This is a genomic window from Mesorhizobium sp. C264A (genome assembly GCF_040324515.1).
Taxonomy (GTDB): domain Bacteria; phylum Pseudomonadota; class Alphaproteobacteria; order Rhizobiales; family Rhizobiaceae; genus Mesorhizobium.
This window is the reverse complement of sequence record NZ_JAMYVY010000001.1, coordinates 1,214,316-1,231,828: the sequence shown is the minus strand read 5'-3', so window position 1 is coordinate 1,231,828 and position 17,513 is coordinate 1,214,316. Positions and strand designations below refer to the sequence as shown.

Sequence of the window (17,513 nt, the reverse complement as noted above, 5' to 3'; positions counted from 1 at the left end):
GGCTGACATGGCTGAAGCAACCGCAAACGGCCTCGGGCAACACGCGCTGCACTCTGATCATGCGCATGAAGGGCCATCGACCGGCGTCGCGGAGGTTCATCAGGAACATCCGATCAAGCTCTATCTGGTGGTCTGGGCATGGCTGTTCATCCTCAGCGCCTGCTCCTACATGGTCGATTATCTCGGCATCCACGGCTATCTCAGATGGTCTCTGATCCTGATCTTCATGATCCTCAAGGCCGGGCTGATCGTCGCCGTGTTCATGCACATGGCCTGGGAGCGGCTGGCGCTTACCTATGCGATCATCCTGCCGCCGCTTCTGATACTGGTGTTCGTGGCGATGATGCTCTTCGAAGCGGACTACACGCTTCTCACCCGGTTGTCTTTCTTCGGACCGGGGCCCTGACGCACAGTCTTCATCTCCGGTCAAAGACCGGAGATGAAGCTTCCCATCAGCTGATCTGCAGGGTCAGAGGCCTACCCGCGTCGGGGACGATGGCGGCTCCACAACCTTGCGGTAGACATGCCAGGTGGCGTGACCCAGGATCGGCAGCACGACCGCCAGCCCGGCAAACACCGGCAGCGAGCCTATGATCAGGGCGACGGCGACAATCAGTCCCCAGACAGCCATGGGGATCGGGTTCGCCAGCACCGCTCGCACCGACGTGTGGATGGCTTCGTAGGCGCCGACGTCGCGGTCGAGCAGCAATGGGAAGGCGACAACCGTCGTGCACAACACCACCGCGGCGAAGACGAAGCCGATGGCGTGCCCCAGGACAATCAGAGACCAGCCGCGTCCGGTGGCAAATATTTCATTGATGAAGCCCGAAATCGATGCAGGCGGAGCCGGGCCGAAGAGATATTCGTAGAACACCTGCGCCGCCAAAAGCCAGGCGATGAAGATTGCAACCAGCATGATCCCGACTGCGGCGATGGCTGGCAGGGCCGGAGAATTCCTGACCTCGAAAGCGTGCGTCCAGGAGGTGTCGAGCCCGGCTTCTCGTCTGCGGCTGATCTCATAGAGGCCGATCGCCGCGAATGGACCGATCAGCGCAAAGCCAGACACCAGCGGAAACAACATCGGCAACGCATTGGCGCCCGAAGTCCAGGCAGCGAGCACCACGCCGACAAGCGGATAGATCAGGCAGAGAAAGACGATGTGCGACGGTTTGACCATAAAATCGTCAACACCGCGCTTGAGCGCATCGAAAAGATCGGAAACACTGATTTTTCGGATTTTGGTGTGTTCCAGCGTTTCGCTGGCGCCTGCAATCACGTGAAAACTTGTCATGCCCGTTCCTCCAGACCAGGTCCGGCAAGGTCGCGGTTTCACGGTGCTGCCGTTCTGCATGACTGGCCACGCGAACCGCGACCTGCACCGCAATCAATATACTCCATTGACTGGAGCTTGTCGCCCGTTCTTACAAAAGGCTCCCGGAAGGCGAGGTTTCCGAACACAGCGTCATGCCGTCACCCTCCGGCTGACATGAACGCGCGTATCGCTATGGTGTCGGCAAGCAGCACGGCAAAGATCGCGAAAAGATAGAAGATCGAATAGGCAAACAGCGCCTTGGCCGGCTTCATCTCCTTGTCGAGGATGACCAGGGCGTTCCAGGCATGCCAGATGAAACCCGCGCCCAATGCAGCCGAAACAATCCCATAGACCCCGCTCGTAAATCCGAACGCCCAGGGCAGCACTCCGATCGGTGCCAGGAGCAGTGAATAGGCGAAGATCTGCCTTCTGGTCGAGGCCTGGCCGGCCACGTTCGGCATCATCGGGATGCCGGCAGCGGCATAGTCGCCGGCCTTGAACAGTGCGAGCGCCCAGAAATGCGGCGGCGTCCACAGGAAAATGATCAGGAACAGGATGAGGCTTTCAATGCCGATGGCGCCGGTGGCCGCCGCCCAGCCGATCATCGGAGGAAGGGCACCCGCCGCGCCGCCGATGACGATGTTCTGCGGTGTCGAGCGCTTCAGCCACATCGTATAGATGACGACGTAGAAAAAGATGGTGAAGGCCAGCAGTGACGCGGCAAGCCAGCCCACCAGCACGCCGAGCGTCATGACCGAAAGTGCGGAAAGCACCAGGCCGAAGCCGAGCGCTTCGCCGGCCGTGACGCGGCCCGACGGAACCGGCCGCTTTGACGTGCGCGACATCAGCGCGTCGATGTCGGCGTCGTACCACATGTTGAGCGCGCCGGCCGCTCCCGCTCCAACCGCAATCGCACCTATGGCGATCACGGCGATGACCGGGTTCATCGCGCCGGGCGCCACCATCAGACCGACGAAGGCGGTAAAGACGGCAAGGGCCATGACCCGAGGCTTCAAGAGCGCAAAGAAATCACTGGCCGTCGCTTCCGAGAGGCGGACGCCGGTATCCTTAAGGCTTTCCTTGACCGACTTTGAGACGACCATCGATGGAAACCGGGCAGCCTAGAGCAATTCCAGAAAGAGCGTATGCGGTTTTCCGTCCGGAATTGCGTAAGAACAAAGAGATCGAGCGGATCGCCGTTTCCGTGAGACGGTGAAACGCTCTGGCCGGCCGACGAGCCAGGTTACGGGGAAAATTGCTTCAGATAGGCGATGACGTTGGCGACGTCCTCGTCCTTCTTGAGACCGGGAAACGCCATCTTCGTCCCTTTGACCATTGCCTTGGGGTCGTGAAGATACGTCGTCAGTGTCGGTTCATCCCATTTGACGCCGGATGTGCCGGCCGCGATCATGGCTTCGGAATATTTGAAATCCGGATGCGTGCCGGCCGTCCGGCCGATAACGCCATGCAACGAAGGGCCTATCTTGTTGGTATCTTGGTCTGCGACGTGGCAGACCTTGCATTTGGTGAAGACCTTCTCGCCCGCCGCGGCGTCCTGTGCCCGCGATGGATTGGCGATGAAAGTTGCAACGGAAACGACGGCGAAAAACGCAACCAAGCGCATGGCATTCCTCCCTGATCGTCAAATTTGCCTGAGACGGTCTGCACATGCCGGTAGCACCAGCATGCGCCCTGCACGGCAGAATAGATTCTCCGCTCCTCCCCAGATGGAATTGCGGCACTTGTGTACCACAGAATCTGGCCGGTAGGTAGAACAGGTCGACCGTACAAAGGTTCAGGTGGGCTGCGGTGGCTCAAGGCACATCCGCCACAACGAAAAAGGCCGCCTCGAGGGCGGCCTTTTCTGATCTTGTCGTCAGGCGCTTATTCGGCGTCCTTGGCGGCCTTCTTCTTCGGGGCTGCCTTCTTCTTCGGCTCTTCCGCGTCGTCGGCCTTTTCAGCCTTGTCGGCCTTCTTGGCAGCGGCCTTCTTCGCCGGCTTGGCCTTGGCTGTATCCTCTTCGTCGTCAGCCATCAGCTCTTCCTTGCTGACCTTGACGTCGGTGACCGAGATCTGGCTGAGCAGATGGTCGACGACCTTCTCCTCGAACATCGGCGCGCGCAGCGTGTTCAGGGCTTCCGGATTGCTGCGATAGAACTCGAAGGCTTCCTGCTGCTGGTTGGCCGGGTAGCGGCGCACCTGCTCGAACAGGCCGCGCTGCAGTTCCTCGTCGGAAACGGTGACGCCGGCCTTCTCGCCGATCTCGGCCAAAACCAGGCCGAGACGCACGCGGCGCTCGGCAAGCCGCAGATATTCGGCGCGTGCCTCTTCTTCCGTCGTCTCCTCGTCGGCGAAGGTACGGCCGGCGGCTTCGAGATCGCGGTTGACCTGGGTCCAGATGTTGTTGAACTCGGCATCGACGAGCTTCGACGGCGCCTCGAACGAATAGGCCGCGTCAAGCTGGTCGAGCAGCTGACGCTTGACCTTCTGGCGCGTCATCGAGCCGAACTGGTTCTCGATCTGGCCGCGCACCACGTCGCGCAGGCGCTCCAGCGATTCCAGGCCGAGGTTCTTGGCCATCTCGTCGTTGATTTCCAGCGCGCCGGGCTTGGACACTTCCTTGACGGTGACGTCGAAGGTGGCTTCCTTGCCGGCCAGATGCGCGGCCTGGTAGTTTTCCGGGAAAGTGACCGTGACCTGCTTCTCGTCGCCGGCCTTGGCGCCGATCAGTTGGTCCTCGAAGCCCGGAATGAATTCCTTGGACCCCAGAACCAGCGGCTGGTCGGTGCCGGCGCCGCCGGAAAAGGCCTCGCCGTCGATCTTGCCGACATAGTCGATCGAAACGCGATCGCCTTCGGCGGCCTTGCCGGTCTTCGGCTCGAAGCTTCGCGCCGATTCGGCAACGCGCTGGACCTGCTCGTCGATCTCGCTGTCCGGCACTTCGAATACCTGGCGCGTCACCTTGATGTCGGAGAAATCCTTGATCTCGATCGCCGGGATGACCTCGTAGTTGAGGCGGAATTCGAAGTCGGCGCCGCCGGCCAGGATCTTCTCGGCCTCTTTCTCGTCTTCCGTCATGATCACTTCAGGCTGCATGGCGGCCTTTTCGCCGCGCCCCGTGATGATCGAACGGGTCGAATCGTTGAGGATCTCGTTGACCACTTCGGCCATGAACGACTTGCCGTAGACCTTGCGCAAATGCTGCACAGGCACCTTGCCGGGACGGAAGCCGTTGATGCGGACCTTGTTCCTGGCGTCGGACAGCCGCGCCATCAGCTTGGCTTCCATATCACCGGCCGGCACGGTGATCTTGATCTCGCGCTTGAGACCGGAGTTGAGCGTTTCGGTGACCTGCATCGTAAAACCTTTATCTTCACCAAAGAGGCTGCCACGGCGTCTTGCCGTTCACAGCCTGCCGGTACAATCTTGCCGGGAATGGCTTTTGGCACGGAACCTGGTGATTTGACCGAAATTACGGCTCAAATTGTTCCAAACTGCGTTCCAAGATGTGAATAAGTTCTTGTTTTTCCTACTTCTTATCACATTCTGCAGAAGCGGATCGGCGCGTCCCGTCACATTTGACACGCCTTTTGTCACAGGCGAGGCCAATTTTCAACCATCTTCGCGTTGCAGCGAATGACCGCCCCAACGGCAGACATTTTCGCCCCGACATTGACAGAATGATGGCTACATGGGATTGCCGACAAATGCGGATGTGGCGGAACTGGTAGACGCCCTGGATTTAGGTTCCAGTGCCGAAAGGCGTGGGGGTTCGAGTCCCTTCATCCGCACCACCCTTCACTCTATCGAGCTTCGGGTGGCAGGCCACCTGAGAGCTTGTTAGAGCGAAAGGTGTCCTCCGAAGCCTTGGCGCAGCAGGACTGGCGGCGACGGCCTACACTTCAAACACCTTGCCGGTGAACCACTCGGCCAGCTTTGCCAGCTCCGGTCCCAGCACGCGGTCATCCTCGACCGGCGGCACGATCTTCCTGATATCCGCGACAAAATCCTGCAATGCCGGCGGCGCGGCGCGTTCAGTGACGTACAGGGCCTGCGAGGCGATCATGGCCAGCATCGCCATCGCCGCATCGAGGCAGCGTCCGGCGGTCGCCTCCTTGGTCCAGGCGAAGAATGCCGTCGTGGCGACGTCGTCCTGACCGGCGCCCGCCGATTCGGTGCCCGGGATGAAGGTGCGCTGCGCCGCGAGCTTGGCCTGCTCGAGATAGCCGGTGATCGCCATCGGGACATAGCCGACATTGCCGTGGCCGTCGCTGTCGGCCCAGTGGCGCCCGGTCATCAACAGATCGGGCAGCAGCGACACCTTGCCGTTCAGCAGCTTTGAGGCGTGGCGGTCGCAAAGCAGGCAGAGATCGGCCCAGATCGCCGCCAGATCGTCTAATGCCGGCGTCGCAATGGCATTGTGATAGCCGCCGGTGGAGATGCAGCGTCCGAGCGGGTGCGCGGCGTCGGGCGGGATATAGACCGGATTGTCCGAGACCGAGGCAAGCGAGACGGTGGCCGCCTGCTCGGCGCCCGCCAGCGCCCGATGCGCATGGCCGAGCACGCGCGGCACGATGCGGTAGCTGACCGGCGCCTGATAGTTGCGCCGGCCGTCGCCGGCGCCAACCAGGTATTGGCGCAACCCTTGCAAGGCGGCCGCTTCGTGCGCGTCACCCCAGAGCCCGTCGAGGGCCGCATCATAATGCTCGAGCGGCGCACGAAAGGCTTCGATCGACAGCGCAAACACCTTGTGCGCCATGGCGACGCGTCGGCGCGCGGCAAGTGCTGCGTCGGCCACGAGCGCCGCCGCGCAAGGTGAACCATTGATCAGCGAACCGCGCTCCTTCACCTCTAGCTCGAAACGCTGAGCGCGGCAAACAGCGGGTAGAGCGCCAGGATCTCGCCGGCGCCGCCCTGCCCCTGCGACGACACCACCGGCATCGGGCCGCCGTCGAGCATCGCCGCAACGGCTAGCGCGATGCGCGGCGTGGTGGCGGCATTGCCTTCGATGAAATTGGTCAGCCGTGCCAGCACGATCGCCCTGACCACGCGCTCGGGCAACGGCTCCCCGAAGGATGTGGCGGCGGCATACGCTTTGATGCGCGCATGGCGGTCGCGCTCGTCAAGTTCGAGCTTGCGGCTTGCCAGCTCGCCCATCGCGGTGGTGACGCCGTAGATGACCGGCGGCGGATCGGACTCAATGAGTTTCAGGAACGAGGCGCGGCATTCGGCAATGCGTTGCAAGGCCTTGTCGCCGATTTCGACCGTGTCGTTTCTCCAGGCGACGCGCAAAACGGCATCGAGATTGATATCTTCGCGCGTCGTCACCGTAATCGGCATTGTCTTCGCCCGTCTGGTTTGCATGAGGGCGAAGCGATCGATCGTTGCCGAAATCCATGCCCTGGGTAATGTCTTCTAGTAGAGCGGTTCCTCAAACAATGTCTTGTCGCCGTCCATCAGCGCCTTGATCTGTGCCTGGCCACTGGCGGCGAGCGCGACGCGCACGCCGAATGGCCGCACCCGCATGTCGTTCTGGATCGCCATGCCCTGGCCCTCAGGTAGGTAGAAGCGGTCGATGCCGTATTGCGGTGCGATCGTGGATTCAGGATCAAGCGTCCAGCCCGGCGCGACCTGGCCGACAATATCGGCTTCGTCGGCGGTCGCCGGCGTCGGAGCCCTGCCGAACCAGGCCGTGGTCGCATGCCAATAGCCGTCGGCGCCCGGCTTCAGCCGGACCACGATCGGCGTGTTCTCGCTCGCGAGCTGGCCGGCCGGGATGTTGGCGATCAGCTTCACCGGCAAGCGCGATATTTCATAGCCGAGGATAATATTCCGCGCAGCAGATCGCGCGGATCGACCGGCTCGACTTTCAGCAAGACCTCCTTGCCGTTGCGCAGGATCGCCGCGCGGCCGGCGATGATCCAGCTCAGGAAGCCGATCTGGACGAGCGCCAGGACCAGCGCCGAGATGACAAGTTTCTTTCCCGACATCATGCTGCCGCTCCTTCCGGGGCCTTCATGCGTTTTTCCACACGGATGATGACGAGAGCCAGGATGCCGAACAGCACTGCGGCAGCCAGGAAGAAGCCGGCCGTGCCGAGCATCGTCTGCAAGGTCACGACGTAGATAATGGCGAGCTCGAAGGCAAAGCCGGCATAGGCAACCCAGCGCAGCCCCCTGCTCTCGCGCCCGCCCAGCATGATCGCCGCGGCAATGCCGGCCAGCGCGATGACCGACGCAATGGCAAAGCCGTTGCTGAAGGCGTTGTCATCGCCCAGTTCGATCTGCATCATCGCCAGCCCGGTGAGAAAGCCGATCAAGGCGTGCAAAGGCAACCGCCCGCCGAGCTGCAAGATCCGGTCGGCCGGCCCGGCGGCGAAGATCGAAACCGCAAACAGCAGCGCCGACACCACGACGAGAGGAATAGCCAGGGCGAGCGTGTTCTGGTCCAGGCCGCGCACCGCGATATAGAAAATGACCGAGAGAATTATCAAGTGGCGTGCCGGCTGGCTACGCGTCCAGAACGAGACGACAAAAAGCACCGGCGCCATGATAACGAAGAAATCCGGAAATACGGGGCGGTCATAAAAGTCGAATGCGCGCACGAACAGCCAGGCAACGGATATGCCGACGGCAGCGACCGTCAGCGGGTTCGAGCGCAACGCCACCGCGGCAAATGCCGTGCCGATGCCCCAGGTGACGATGGCCGAGGCTTCGTCACCCGTGAGATGGTACATCTGGCCGATCAGCGCGATCGATCCGCCGAAGGCCGCGGCGGCCACGATCCACAGCGCCTCGCCGATCGCCGCATGGTCGCGCATCTTCAACACCGCGCCGCCGACATAGCCGGCGAGAATGACGGCAAACAGTGCCGCGACCCGCACCAGCCGTGGGATGGCGTCCCAGTTGGCGGCGACGAAGAGCAGGATCGCGGCGCCGAACAGCAGCGCCGCCATCATGGCCAATATAGTGCCGAAGCTCAGCGATTTGCGCTCGTTTGCGTCGATGTCGCGCTTAAGCGCATCGGCCGTCTTTGCGTCGATCAGGCCAGCCTGCAGCCACCGCCCGATATCGGCCCTCGCCCGCGACGAATAGCTCGCCATGCCGCTTCTCCCCCAGATTGGTCTTTCTGACAGCCGATCCGCTCAAATCGTTGACGCAACGTCATTTTCCGATTCGGGTTTCTTCATGACGAAGCGTGAATGCGCGTTAATGTTGCATTGCACAATTTGCATTGCTGCCATGCGCCAACAGCACTTTTAAATCGATATAACCCAGCCTATTTACTGTTCGTACACAAACGGAATGATCCGAAGAAAGACGAAACGAGCACTACCATGAACCTGATCCGCAACTACCGCAACTGGCGCCGCTACCGGGACACCGTCTCCGAGCTGAGCCGCCTGTCGAACCGTGAACTGACCGACCTCGGCATCAGCCGCAGCGACATCCACTACGTCGCCCGCAAGGCGGTCTAATCCTCTTCGGATCGCAAATGGTCCGAACCAGTTTTGAAAAAGAGAACGACAATGAACCTGATCCGCAACTATCGTAACTGGCGCGTTTACCGCGACACCGTTACCGAGCTGGGTCGCCTTTCGAACCGTCAGCTCCATGATCTCGGCATCGTCCGTGACGAGATCAAGATCATCGCCCGCAGGGCGACGATCTAACCAGAATTTCGCCAGGGTCGACCTCCTCCCCGACCCTGACGGATACGGTCAGCCTTCACCTCCTCCCGAGGGTTGACCACCAAAACGGCGCCCGCCGCACCTCCTCCCGCGGCGGGCGCTGTTTCCAAAGCGAACGCAGTTCGTCTTTCCGAAGCGAACGCTAGTTCGTCTTCAAAGTGAACGCAGGTCGTCTTCCAGGGATTTCGCCTCCCTCGATCCGGCGAAAAGAATTTCGTCAAAGCCGACCTCCTCCCCGGCGATGGCGAATACGGCCGATCCCCACCTCCTCCCGAGGATCGGCCCCAAAAACGACACCCGCCGCACCTCCTCCCGCGGCGGGTGTTGTTGTTTTTGGGCAGGCTTTTCAATTGCGCATGCAGTCGATCGAGGCGCTTTACGCCGCCATCAGACCGTCGCCGCGGACATAAGAAAGTCGAGCTCCGTCGCTGCACGACAATGACCCACGCTCGCACCGGCCAATTGCAAACGGCGCGCCAAGCGATTATTCCGACGCTCATGAGCAAAAATCCTATCCACGTCGTCGGCGGCGGCCTCGCCGGCTCCGAAGCCGCATGGCAGGCAGCGCAAGCCGGCGTTCCCGTCGTCCTGCATGAGATGCGCCCGGTGCGCGGCACCGATGCGCACAAGACCGATGGGCTTGCCGAACTTGTCTGTTCCAATTCCTTCCGCTCCGACGATGCCGAGAACAATGCCGTCGGCCTGCTGCATGCCGAAATGCGGTTGGCCGGCTCGCTGATCATGAGTGCCGGCGACGCCAACCAGGTGCCGGCCGGCGGCGCGCTGGCCGTCGATCGCGACGGCTTCTCCGACGCGGTGACGAAAAGGCTCGAAGCGCACCCGCTGATCACCATCGAGCGGGAGGAAGTGCCGGGCCTGCCGCCAACGGAATGGGACCAGGCGATCATCGCCACCGGCCCGTTGACCGCGCCGTCGCTCGCCCAGTCGATCGCCGAGGCAACCGGCGCCGACGCGCTGGCCTTCTTCGACGCCATCGCCCCGATCATCCATTTCGACACGATCGACATGGACATTTGCTGGTTCCAGTCGCGCTACGACAAGGTTGGGCCCGGCGGCACCGGCAAGGACTACATCAATTGCCCGATGGACAAGGACCAGTATCTCGCCTTCGTACAGGCGCTGGTCGACGGCCAGAAGACCGAATTCAAGCAGTGGGAAGGCACGCCCTATTTCGACGGCTGCCTGCCGATCGAGATCATGGCCGAGCGCGGCGTTGAGACGCTGCGCTACGGGCCGATGAAGCCGATGGGGCTGACCAATGCCTACAATCCGACGGTAAAAGCCTATGCCGTGGTGCAACTGCGTCAGGACAATGCGCTGGGCACGCTCTACAACATGGTCGGTTTCCAGACCAAGCTGAAGCATGCCGAGCAGGTGCGCGTGTTCCGCACCATTCCGGGTCTGGAAAACGCCGAGTTCGCCCGTCTCGGCGGCCTGCACCGCAACACCTACATCAACTCGCCGACCTTGCTCGACGCCTCGCTGCAGCTGAAGTCGCGGCCGGGCCTGCGCTTTGCCGGCCAGATCACCGGCTGCGAGGGCTATGTCGAGAGCGCGGCGATCGGCCTGCTCGCCGGCCGCTTCGCCGCCGCCGAGCGGCTCGGCCACGCGCCATCGCTGCCACCGCTCACCACCGCCTTCGGCGCGCTGCTCAACCACATCACCGGCGGCCACATCGTCTCAGACGACGAGCCGGGCAAACGCTCGTTCCAGCCGATGAACGTCAATTTCGGCCTTTTCCCGCCGGTGGAAGCACCGAAGACCGAAGGCAAACGCCTGCGCGGCAAGGACAAGACGGTGGCCAAGCGCCACGCGATCACCTCACGCGCGCGGGCAGATTGTCGGGAGTGGCTAGGGCTGCCGGCGCAAACAGCGGAAGCTGCTGAGTAGCCAAGTCTCAGAGTCCTAACGCGATTGACGTTTACGTCAACTCGCTGGCCATCCCCGCGTTGCGCGCCTGAGCAACAGCCAATGCCGGCGCAGAGCCGAAAGCCGGGCTGCGCCACCAAGCGGCGAGCGGCCATTGGCCATCTTGCCGAGATAGGCGCTGGTCAGCGCCAGCGGCAGGAACGCCGGACGCAGCGCTTCCGGAAGTGCGGACGCCCCTTGCTCGAAAGCGCGGAGATGCTCCTGCGCCAATGCAATCATCGCAGCCACCGCGCGCTGAGCGCCGGGGCCGCCGTCGCCGCTGACGAACTCCTCCGGCGACGAGCCGGCCGCGGCAAGGATATCCGCCGGCACGAAGCATTGCCCGCGTCGGCGATGCAGCGGCAACAGCAGCAACAGGCCGGTCATCGCCTGGGCGCAGCCGGCCCTGCCCGCCAGTTCGGCAAAGCGCGGCGCCTCATTGGGATCGAGCACCATCGCCGCCAGTTGGATCAGCGCGGCCGCCGTCTCGCCGCAATAGCCCTCGAGATCGGTGCGCGATGGCATCGGATCGTCATAGAGGTCGAAGATGCGGGCCTCCAGCATGTTGTCGAAGGCAGTTTTGGGCAGGCCATGGGCAGAAATCGTCGCCTTCAGCGCATCGGCGAGCGGGTTGCCTGTGGCTGCGGCTTCAGCAGCGATGACATCGCGCCACCATTGCAGCCTCACTTCGCCCGGCAATGCCTCGTGGATGCGGTCTCGGACAGACGCAATCTCGGCATTGAAGGCGTAAAGCGAAAACAGCGCCGCGCGCTTGTCGGCCGGTGCATAGAGTGCGCTGACATAGCGGTCATGGTCGCCGGCGCGCACCGTCTCCATGACGATGTCAGCTGTATCGGTCACGTCAGTCGACGGCGATCAGCGCCGCGGCCACGGCGCGGTCTTCGGCAAGCAGAACATTGTAGGTCCGCACCGCTGCCCCCGTCGACATCGGGTCGGAGCCAATGCCAGCCGCTTTCAGCGCCGCCCGAAGTGCTGTCGGCAAGGGCCGCAAATCCTTGCCTGTGCCGACCAGCAGGATCTCGACCTTGCTGGCCTCGGCCAGCAGCAGGTCGAAATCCGCCGCCGTCAGGGCCAGCGGATCGGCCGGCTCCCAGCCGTGGATGCCGGAGGGCAGGCACAGAAGCGAGCCGCGATGCGACATGTCGGCGAAGCGGAAGCCGCCATTGCCGTAGGCTTCGATCGGCGCCCGTCCGGGGAAATGCGCCTCGCGAATGACGATGCCTTTTGCCACCAGCGCGGCCGTCAGGTCGCCATGGCCTTGCCGCCACCAACCGGCTTCTCCTCATCGGCGCTCGCTCCCTGCGGCCTGAGCCTGAACAGGATCAGCAAGGGCGCTGCGATGAAGATCGACGAATAGGTGCCGAAGACGACGCCGAACAGCATCGCCATGGTGAACGAGCGGATCACCTCGCCGCCGAACAACACCAGCGCCAGCAGCGCCAGGATGGTCGTCACCGAAGTCAGCGTCGTTCTCGAAAGCGTCTCGTTGATGGCGTTGTTCAACAATTGCGGGAGCGGCATTCGCTTGTATTTTCGCAAATCTTCTCGAACACGGTCATAGACGACGATCGTATCATTGAGCGAATAGCCGATAATGGTCAGGATCGCAGCCAGCGAAGACTGGTTGAATTCGAGCCCGGTGATGACGAAGAAGCCCAGCGTCATCACCACATCGTGCACCGTCGCCACGATCGCGCCGACCGCGAACTGCCATTCGAAGCGGAACCAGACATAGACCAGGATGCCGATCAGCGCGATGATCATGGCGATCGTGCCTTGCTTGGCCAGCTCGCCCGAAACCGTCGGGCCCACCACCTCGACGCGGCGAAAATCGTAATTGTCCTGGAGCTCGCCGCGCACCTTGTCGATGACGGTCTGCTCGGCGTTCTCGCCGCCATCCTGGGTGCCGACGCGGATCAGCACGTCGTTCGGCGCGCCGAATTGCTGGACCTGCACTTCACCGATGTTTAGCTCCGACAGCCGGCTTCTGATATCGCCAATATCGGCGTCGCCTTGCTTGGACTGCACCTCGATGATCGAGCCGCCCTTGAAGTCGATGCCGTAGTTGATGTCGATGGTCAGGAATCCGATAACCGACGCGATCGACAGCAGGCTGGACAGTGCGAAGGTCCAGCGGCGGATGCCCATGAACGGGATTTTCGTGCCGGCCGGAACGAAGGTCACCGGCGCACGCGGCAATTCCTTCGGACGCGCGCGGCGCAGCCAGATCGACACCAGCAGACGGGTGAAGGTGAAGGCGGTGAACACCGTGGTCAGGATGCCGATGGCATAGGTGATGGCGAAGCCCTTCACCGGTCCGGTGCCGAGATAGAACAGCACGACCGTGGCAATCAGCGACGTCACGTTGGAATCCACGATGGTCGCCAACGCCTTGGTGAAGCCGGTGTCGATCGACTGGATGACCGAACGGCCGGCCCGTCGCTCCTCGCGGATGCGCTCATAGATCAGCACGTTGGAATCGACCGCCATGCCGATGGTCAGCACGATACCGGCAATGCCGGGCAAGGTCAGCGTCGCGCCAAGCAGCGACAAGACCCCGACGATCATCGCCACGTGCACGGCGAGCGCAATGTTGGCGAGGAAGCCGAGAAGTCCGTACGCGACGAACATGAAGGCGACGACGAGAATGGAGCCGATGATGCCGGCGACCTTGCCGGCATGGATCGAATCCTGGCCGAGGCCCGGGCCCACCGTGCGTTCTTCGATCACGGTCAGCTTTGCCGGCAACGCACCGGCGCGCAGCAGCACGGCGAGGTCGTTGGCGCTTTCGGCGGTGAAATTGCCTGAAATCTGGCCGCTGCCGCCGAGGATCGGTTCGCGGATCACCGGCGCTGAAATCACCTGATTGTCGAGGATGATGGCGAACGGCTTGCCGACATTCTGCTGCGTCGCCTGGCCGAACCGTGTCGCACCGCGCGAGTTGAAGACGAACGAAACCACTGGCTCGTTGTTTCGGGAATCATAAGTTGCGGTGGCCTTGGCAAGATCCTCGCCGGACACGATGACGCGATTTTCCACCAGATACGGAACCGGCGGATCGTCCTGCGAATAAAGCACCGAGGAGCCTGCCGGCGGGCGGCCGTTCAGCGCATCCTGCACCGACATCGAGGTATCGACCATCTGGAAGGTCATCTTGGCGGTCTGGCCAATGATCTCCTTCAGCCTTTGCGGATCCTGCAGGCCCGGCACCTGGACGAGCACACGGTCGTCGCCCTGCCGCTGCACGATCGGCTCGGTGGTGCCGAGTTCGTTGACGCGACGCTCGACGACTTCGATCGACTGCGCCAATGCGGCTGAGGTGCGGTATTTGATGCCGGCGTCGGTGACGGTGAATTTGAGCAGCCCGGCTTCGGAATCATCCAGGGACATTTCCTGGATGGAGCCACCGGTGAACAGGCCGGCGGCGACCGGATCGGTCAGCGGCTTAAGCGCCGCCTTGGCGGCATCGATCTGGGTTGGATCGGTGATGCGCACTTGTACGGTCCTGCCGGTGCCGCCAAGGCCGGTATAGCCCACCTTGGCATCGCGCAGCAGCGTGCGGATCTCGTCGCGCGTCGTTTCCAGCTGCGCCTTGACGAGATCATTCTGGTCCATCTGCAAGAGGATGTGCGAACCGCCCTGCAGATCGAGACCAAGCGTCATCTGCCGCTTCGGCACCCAGTTGGGCAATTGCGCCAATGTGCTGGCCGGGAAGAGATTTGGCGCGGCAAGGATGAATGTGACGGCCACGGCGATCCAGATCAGGATCATCTTCAGGCGCGAAAAATACAGCATATGGCGTTGTCCGTCAGGGCGTACTGGCGGATCGTTCCGCCGACATTCGGTTATTTCTTGGCGTTCTTATTTGCCACCGGCTCGCCCTTAACCCGCACTTCGCCGATTGTCGAGCGCGCTGAGGTCAATTTGGCGCTGCCGCCGGCAGCGGTTTCGGCGTCAATCGCCTCTGTCGGTTCCATTCTAATTCTGATCACCGCCGGGCGCTATCGTGCGCTACTCGACTATTTTCAATCGTGCAGGCATCGGTCCGGAACGCAAAAGCAAGGCCAGATCATCGGCGTTCTCCTTGGTGAGGTTGCCCGATATCTGGCCGCGGCCGTTAAGAATTGGCTCGCGGACGACTGGCACCGAAAGCACTTGGTTGTCGAGGATCATCGCAAATAGCTTGCCGACATTCTGCGAGGTCGCCTGCGCAACGCGTGCCGTTGCCCTGGAATCGAAGGTGAACGAAACCGCCGGCTCATTTGTGACGGAGTTGGGAGTCGCCTGAGCATTGACAATGTCGTCACTGGAAACGATCGTTCGGCTCTCAACCAGATAGGGAACCGGTGGATCGTCCTTCGAATAAACCACCACCGAGCCAGCGGGCGTCCGGCCATTGATCGCATCAGCGACCGGCATCGACTCATCAACCCACTGAAAAGTCAGCATTCCGGTTCGGGTGAGAATTCTCCTCAGCCTTTGCAAATCCGCAACGCCCGAGGTCCGGACCAGCATACCGTCTTCGCCCTCTGGCCGCACTACTGGGTCGGCTACACCAAGATCACGCAGGCGATTCTTAATGACCACGATCGACTGCGCAAGCGCGATCGACATCCGATACTTGATACCTGTGTCTGTTACCGTGAACTTGAGCAACGCTGCTCCGGTATCATCCAGGATCACTTCCTGGACCGGACCAGCGCTGCCAAGGACAGGATCAGTCACCGCCTCCAATTCCATCTTGGCCGCGCCGACCTGAGCGGCGTCGGTGATATGCACCTGAACGGCCCGACCCGACTTAGCAAGACCAGTATAGCCGATCCTTGCATCGCGCAGCAGCGTCCTGATTTCGTCACGCGTCGCCTCCAACCGGCGATCGATCACATCGGTCGCGTCCAATCGAAGCAGCACGTCCGCGCCGGCAGCGTGAAGACTGGGCGCGTCGACGAGCATTGTGGCCATAGCAAGCCAGATCAGGATCATTTTCAGGCGCGAAAAATGGACCATACGCCGTCTTTTGTCAGAGCTCTGCCCGCGGATCGCTCCGCTTGGGAAACTGGCTTACTTCTTGGCGTTCTGGTTGGCCACCGGCTCGCCCTTGACCCGAACATCGGCGATCGTCGAGCGCAGCGCCGTCACCTTGGTGCCGCCGCCAAGGTCGATCTCAAGCTCATTGTCGTCGATCACCTTGGTCACCTTGCCGACGAAGCCGCCGCCGGTGATGACCGTGTCGCCACGGCGCACGGCCGAGATCATCTCCTGGCGCTTCTTCAACTGGGCGCGCTGCGGCCGGATGATGAGGAAATACATGATCACGAAGATCAGAACGAACGGGAGTATCATGCCGATATCCCCGAACGGACCAAGCGGAGTTCCGGTAGCTTGGGCGTATGCCGGTGTGACGAACATCAAGAACTCCTGGTTACGAAGAAGGCCGTAGGGCGGCCTCGCCAAATTTGGCCGGAATATAGTGGGTAAAGTTACCAATGCAACTGCGCGGCCGGGCTTTCAGCTGCTTTTCCGGCCGGTTGACCCGTGTTAGAGCATGCTCCCGGAATACGGGCGTGGTTTTCGCAAAAGATCATGCCCAAACAAAAGCTTGGAACCAGTTTCTATCTCGCCCGGATCAAGACGATTTCGGCCCCTACGCACGTTCGTGCGGAAACATAAAAGACGAGACATGACCGACAGCACCATCGAGGCCCTGAACCAAAAGCTCGACCGCCTGATCGAGGCGGTCACCCGCCTCGCCCCGCCGCCGGTGCCGCAAACCGATCTTGCGGTTGCCGATTGCTTCGTCTGGCAGGCCGACCCCGGCTATCTCGAGCCGGTGCGCAAGGTCAACCGCGTCGACATCGGCCTGATCCGCGGCGTCGACCGCGTGCGCGACATTCTGGTCGAAAACACGGAACGTTTCGCCGCCGGCCATGCCGCCAACAATGTGTTGTTGTGGGGTGCGCGCGGCATGGGCAAATCCTCGCTGGTCAAGGCCGTGCATGCGCAGATCAACGCCCAGGCCAAATCCGACCTGCCGCTCAAGCTGATCGAGATCCATCGCGAGGATATCGACACGCTGCCCAGGCTGATGGGCCTGCTGAAGGCGGCGCCGTTTCGCTTCATCCTGTTTTGCGACGACCTCTCCTTCGACCATGACGACACCTCCTACAAGTCGCTGAAGGCAGCCCTTGAAGGCGGCGTCGAGGGCCGCCCGGCCAATGTCATCTTCTACGCCACGTCGAACCGCCGGCACCTGTTGCCGCGCGACATGATCGACAATGAGCGCTCGACCGCCATCAACCCGTCCGAGGCGGTCGAGGAAAAGGTTTCGCTGTCCGACCGCTTCGGCCTGTGGCTCGGCTTCCACAAATGTTCGCAGGACGAATATCTCGATATGGTCAACGGCTATGCCACCCATCATGGACTGAAGATCGACCCGGAGCAGCTGCGCGCCGACGCCCTGGAATGGGCAACGACACGCGGCAGCCGCTCGGGCCGCGTAGCCTGGCAATTCACTCAGGATCTGGCCGGCCGGCTCGGCAAGCCGCTGAACGACTGATTGAT

The 17,513-nt window shown here is 62.0% G+C and carries 15 protein-coding genes, 1 tRNA gene and 2 pseudogenes; 6 read left to right on the top strand and 12 right to left on the bottom strand.

Annotated elements, in window-relative coordinates:
* Positions 1-7 precede the first annotated feature (7 nt).
* Positions 8-406, top strand: a complete 399-nt coding sequence (locus NKL04_RS05925) for a cytochrome C oxidase subunit IV family protein (protein ID WP_023667665.1) — start codon at positions 8-10, stop codon at positions 404-406.
* Positions 407-469: 63 nt separating this feature from the next.
* Here the strand turns inward: NKL04_RS05925 and NKL04_RS05920 are convergent, their stop codons facing one another.
* The 4 genes from NKL04_RS05920 to tig all read right to left on the bottom strand — a co-directional run bounded on the left by NKL04_RS05920 (position 470) and on the right by tig (position 4,669).
* Entirely contained in the window at positions 470-1,291 is an 822-nt protein-coding gene (locus tag NKL04_RS05920; protein ID WP_023691119.1) for a DUF2189 domain-containing protein, read from the bottom strand.
* 179 nt (positions 1,292-1,470) lie between these two features.
* On the bottom strand, positions 1,471-2,415 hold the full coding sequence (locus tag NKL04_RS05915; protein ID WP_352723414.1) for a heme o synthase: 945 nt from the start codon (positions 2,413-2,415) through the stop codon (positions 1,471-1,473).
* Positions 2,416-2,555: 140 nt separating this feature from the next.
* Positions 2,556-2,936 carry a c-type cytochrome gene (locus NKL04_RS05910; RefSeq protein ID WP_023667668.1) on the bottom strand — a complete coding sequence of 127 codons (381 nt, stop codon included), beginning with the start codon at positions 2,934-2,936 and terminating at the stop codon, positions 2,556-2,558.
* Between the two features lie 260 nt (positions 2,937-3,196).
* Positions 3,197-4,669, bottom strand: a complete 1,473-nt coding sequence (gene tig, locus NKL04_RS05905) for a trigger factor (RefSeq protein ID WP_023667669.1) — start codon at positions 4,667-4,669, stop codon at positions 3,197-3,199.
* A gap of 352 nt (positions 4,670-5,021) precedes the next feature.
* On the opposite strand from tig, the gene NKL04_RS05900 reads away from it, so the two are divergent.
* Positions 5,022-5,106, top strand: a tRNA-Leu gene (locus NKL04_RS05900).
* 101 nt (positions 5,107-5,207) lie between these two features.
* Here the strand turns inward: NKL04_RS05900 and NKL04_RS05895 are convergent.
* From NKL04_RS05895 to NKL04_RS05880, 3 genes and pseudogenes are all read right to left on the bottom strand, one after another.
* A pseudogene (locus NKL04_RS05895) lies at positions 5,208-6,652 on the bottom strand (aromatic amino acid lyase).
* A 75-nt stretch (positions 6,653-6,727) separates the two neighbouring features.
* Positions 6,728-7,305 (bottom strand): annotated as a pseudogene (locus NKL04_RS05885) (GDYXXLXY domain-containing protein).
* Positions 7,302-8,414, bottom strand: a complete 1,113-nt coding sequence (locus NKL04_RS05880) for a DUF2157 domain-containing protein (RefSeq protein WP_023701668.1) — start codon at positions 8,412-8,414, stop codon at positions 7,302-7,304. Before NKL04_RS05880 ends, NKL04_RS05885 begins: the two are co-directional and overlap by 4 nt.
* A gap of 234 nt (positions 8,415-8,648) precedes the next feature.
* On the opposite strand from NKL04_RS05880, the gene NKL04_RS05875 reads away from it, so the two are divergent.
* The 3 genes from NKL04_RS05875 to trmFO all read left to right on the top strand — a co-directional run bounded on the left by NKL04_RS05875 (position 8,649) and on the right by trmFO (position 10,913).
* Entirely contained in the window at positions 8,649-8,789 is a 141-nt protein-coding gene (locus NKL04_RS05875) for a DUF1127 domain-containing protein (RefSeq protein WP_006335194.1), read from the top strand.
* 51 nt (positions 8,790-8,840) lie between these two features.
* The gene (locus tag NKL04_RS05870; RefSeq protein WP_023667673.1) at positions 8,841-8,984 is read left to right on the top strand and encodes a DUF1127 domain-containing protein; all 144 of its coding nucleotides are present in this window, start codon (positions 8,841-8,843) and stop codon (positions 8,982-8,984) included.
* Between the two features lie 516 nt (positions 8,985-9,500).
* The gene (gene trmFO, locus NKL04_RS05865; protein ID WP_023701669.1) at positions 9,501-10,913 is read left to right on the top strand and encodes a methylenetetrahydrofolate--tRNA-(uracil(54)-C(5))-methyltransferase (FADH(2)-oxidizing) TrmFO; all 1,413 of its coding nucleotides are present in this window, start codon (positions 9,501-9,503) and stop codon (positions 10,911-10,913) included.
* A gap of 36 nt (positions 10,914-10,949) precedes the next feature.
* Here the strand turns inward: trmFO and NKL04_RS05860 are convergent, their stop codons facing one another.
* The 5 genes from NKL04_RS05860 to yajC form a co-directional block, all read right to left on the bottom strand.
* Positions 10,950-11,768 (bottom strand): phytoene/squalene synthase family protein, encoded by an 819-nt coding sequence (locus NKL04_RS05860; protein WP_023701670.1) that lies wholly within the window; start codon positions 11,766-11,768, stop codon positions 10,950-10,952.
* Positions 11,769-11,793: 25 nt separating this feature from the next.
* Positions 11,794-12,183 carry an Mth938-like domain-containing protein gene (locus NKL04_RS05855; RefSeq protein ID WP_023701671.1) on the bottom strand — a complete coding sequence of 130 codons (390 nt, stop codon included), beginning with the start codon at positions 12,181-12,183 and terminating at the stop codon, positions 11,794-11,796.
* Between the two features lie 11 nt (positions 12,184-12,194).
* Positions 12,195-14,747 (bottom strand): protein translocase subunit SecDF, encoded by a 2,553-nt coding sequence (gene secDF, locus NKL04_RS05850; RefSeq protein ID WP_023667677.1) that lies wholly within the window; start codon positions 14,745-14,747, stop codon positions 12,195-12,197.
* 216 nt (positions 14,748-14,963) lie between these two features.
* A complete protein-coding gene (locus tag NKL04_RS05845; protein ID WP_023701672.1) occupies positions 14,964-15,959 on the bottom strand; it encodes a SecDF P1 head subdomain-containing protein in 996 nt (331 codons plus the stop codon).
* 54 nt (positions 15,960-16,013) lie between these two features.
* On the bottom strand, positions 16,014-16,361 hold the full coding sequence (gene yajC, locus NKL04_RS05840) for a preprotein translocase subunit YajC (RefSeq protein WP_023667680.1): 348 nt from the start codon (positions 16,359-16,361) through the stop codon (positions 16,014-16,016).
* 271 nt (positions 16,362-16,632) lie between these two features.
* On the opposite strand from yajC, the gene NKL04_RS05835 reads away from it, so the two are divergent.
* Positions 16,633-17,508 carry an ATP-binding protein gene (locus NKL04_RS05835; RefSeq protein WP_023667681.1) on the top strand — a complete coding sequence of 292 codons (876 nt, stop codon included), beginning with the start codon at positions 16,633-16,635 and terminating at the stop codon, positions 17,506-17,508.
* The last annotated feature ends 5 nt before the right edge of the window (positions 17,509-17,513 follow it).

Coding starts and splice junctions, on each gene's coding strand:
- NKL04_RS05925 (WP_023667665.1), top strand. CDS start 8: ATGGCTGAAGCAACCGCAAACGGCCTCGGGCAACACGCGCTGCACTCT.
- NKL04_RS05920 (WP_023691119.1), bottom strand. CDS start 1,291: ATGACAAGTTTTCACGTGATTGCAGGCGCCAGCGAAACGCTGGAACAC.
- NKL04_RS05915 (WP_352723414.1), bottom strand. CDS start 2,415: ATGGTCGTCTCAAAGTCGGTCAAGGAAAGCCTTAAGGATACCGGCGTC.
- NKL04_RS05910 (WP_023667668.1), bottom strand. CDS start 2,936: ATGCGCTTGGTTGCGTTTTTCGCCGTCGTTTCCGTTGCAACTTTCATC.
- tig (WP_023667669.1), bottom strand. CDS start 4,669: ATGCAGGTCACCGAAACGCTCAACTCCGGTCTCAAGCGCGAGATCAAG.
- NKL04_RS05880 (WP_023701668.1), bottom strand. CDS start 8,414: ATGGCGAGCTATTCGTCGCGGGCGAGGGCCGATATCGGGCGGTGGCTG.
- NKL04_RS05875 (WP_006335194.1), top strand. CDS start 8,649: ATGAACCTGATCCGCAACTACCGCAACTGGCGCCGCTACCGGGACACC.
- NKL04_RS05870 (WP_023667673.1), top strand. CDS start 8,841: ATGAACCTGATCCGCAACTATCGTAACTGGCGCGTTTACCGCGACACC.
- trmFO (WP_023701669.1), top strand. CDS start 9,501: ATGAGCAAAAATCCTATCCACGTCGTCGGCGGCGGCCTCGCCGGCTCC.
- NKL04_RS05860 (WP_023701670.1), bottom strand. CDS start 11,768: ATGGAGACGGTGCGCGCCGGCGACCATGACCGCTATGTCAGCGCACTC.
- secDF (WP_023667677.1), bottom strand. CDS start 14,747: ATGCTGTATTTTTCGCGCCTGAAGATGATCCTGATCTGGATCGCCGTG.
- NKL04_RS05845 (WP_023701672.1), bottom strand. CDS start 15,959: ATGGTCCATTTTTCGCGCCTGAAAATGATCCTGATCTGGCTTGCTATG.
- yajC (WP_023667680.1), bottom strand. CDS start 16,361: ATGTTCGTCACACCGGCATACGCCCAAGCTACCGGAACTCCGCTTGGT.
- NKL04_RS05835 (WP_023667681.1), top strand. CDS start 16,633: ATGACCGACAGCACCATCGAGGCCCTGAACCAAAAGCTCGACCGCCTG.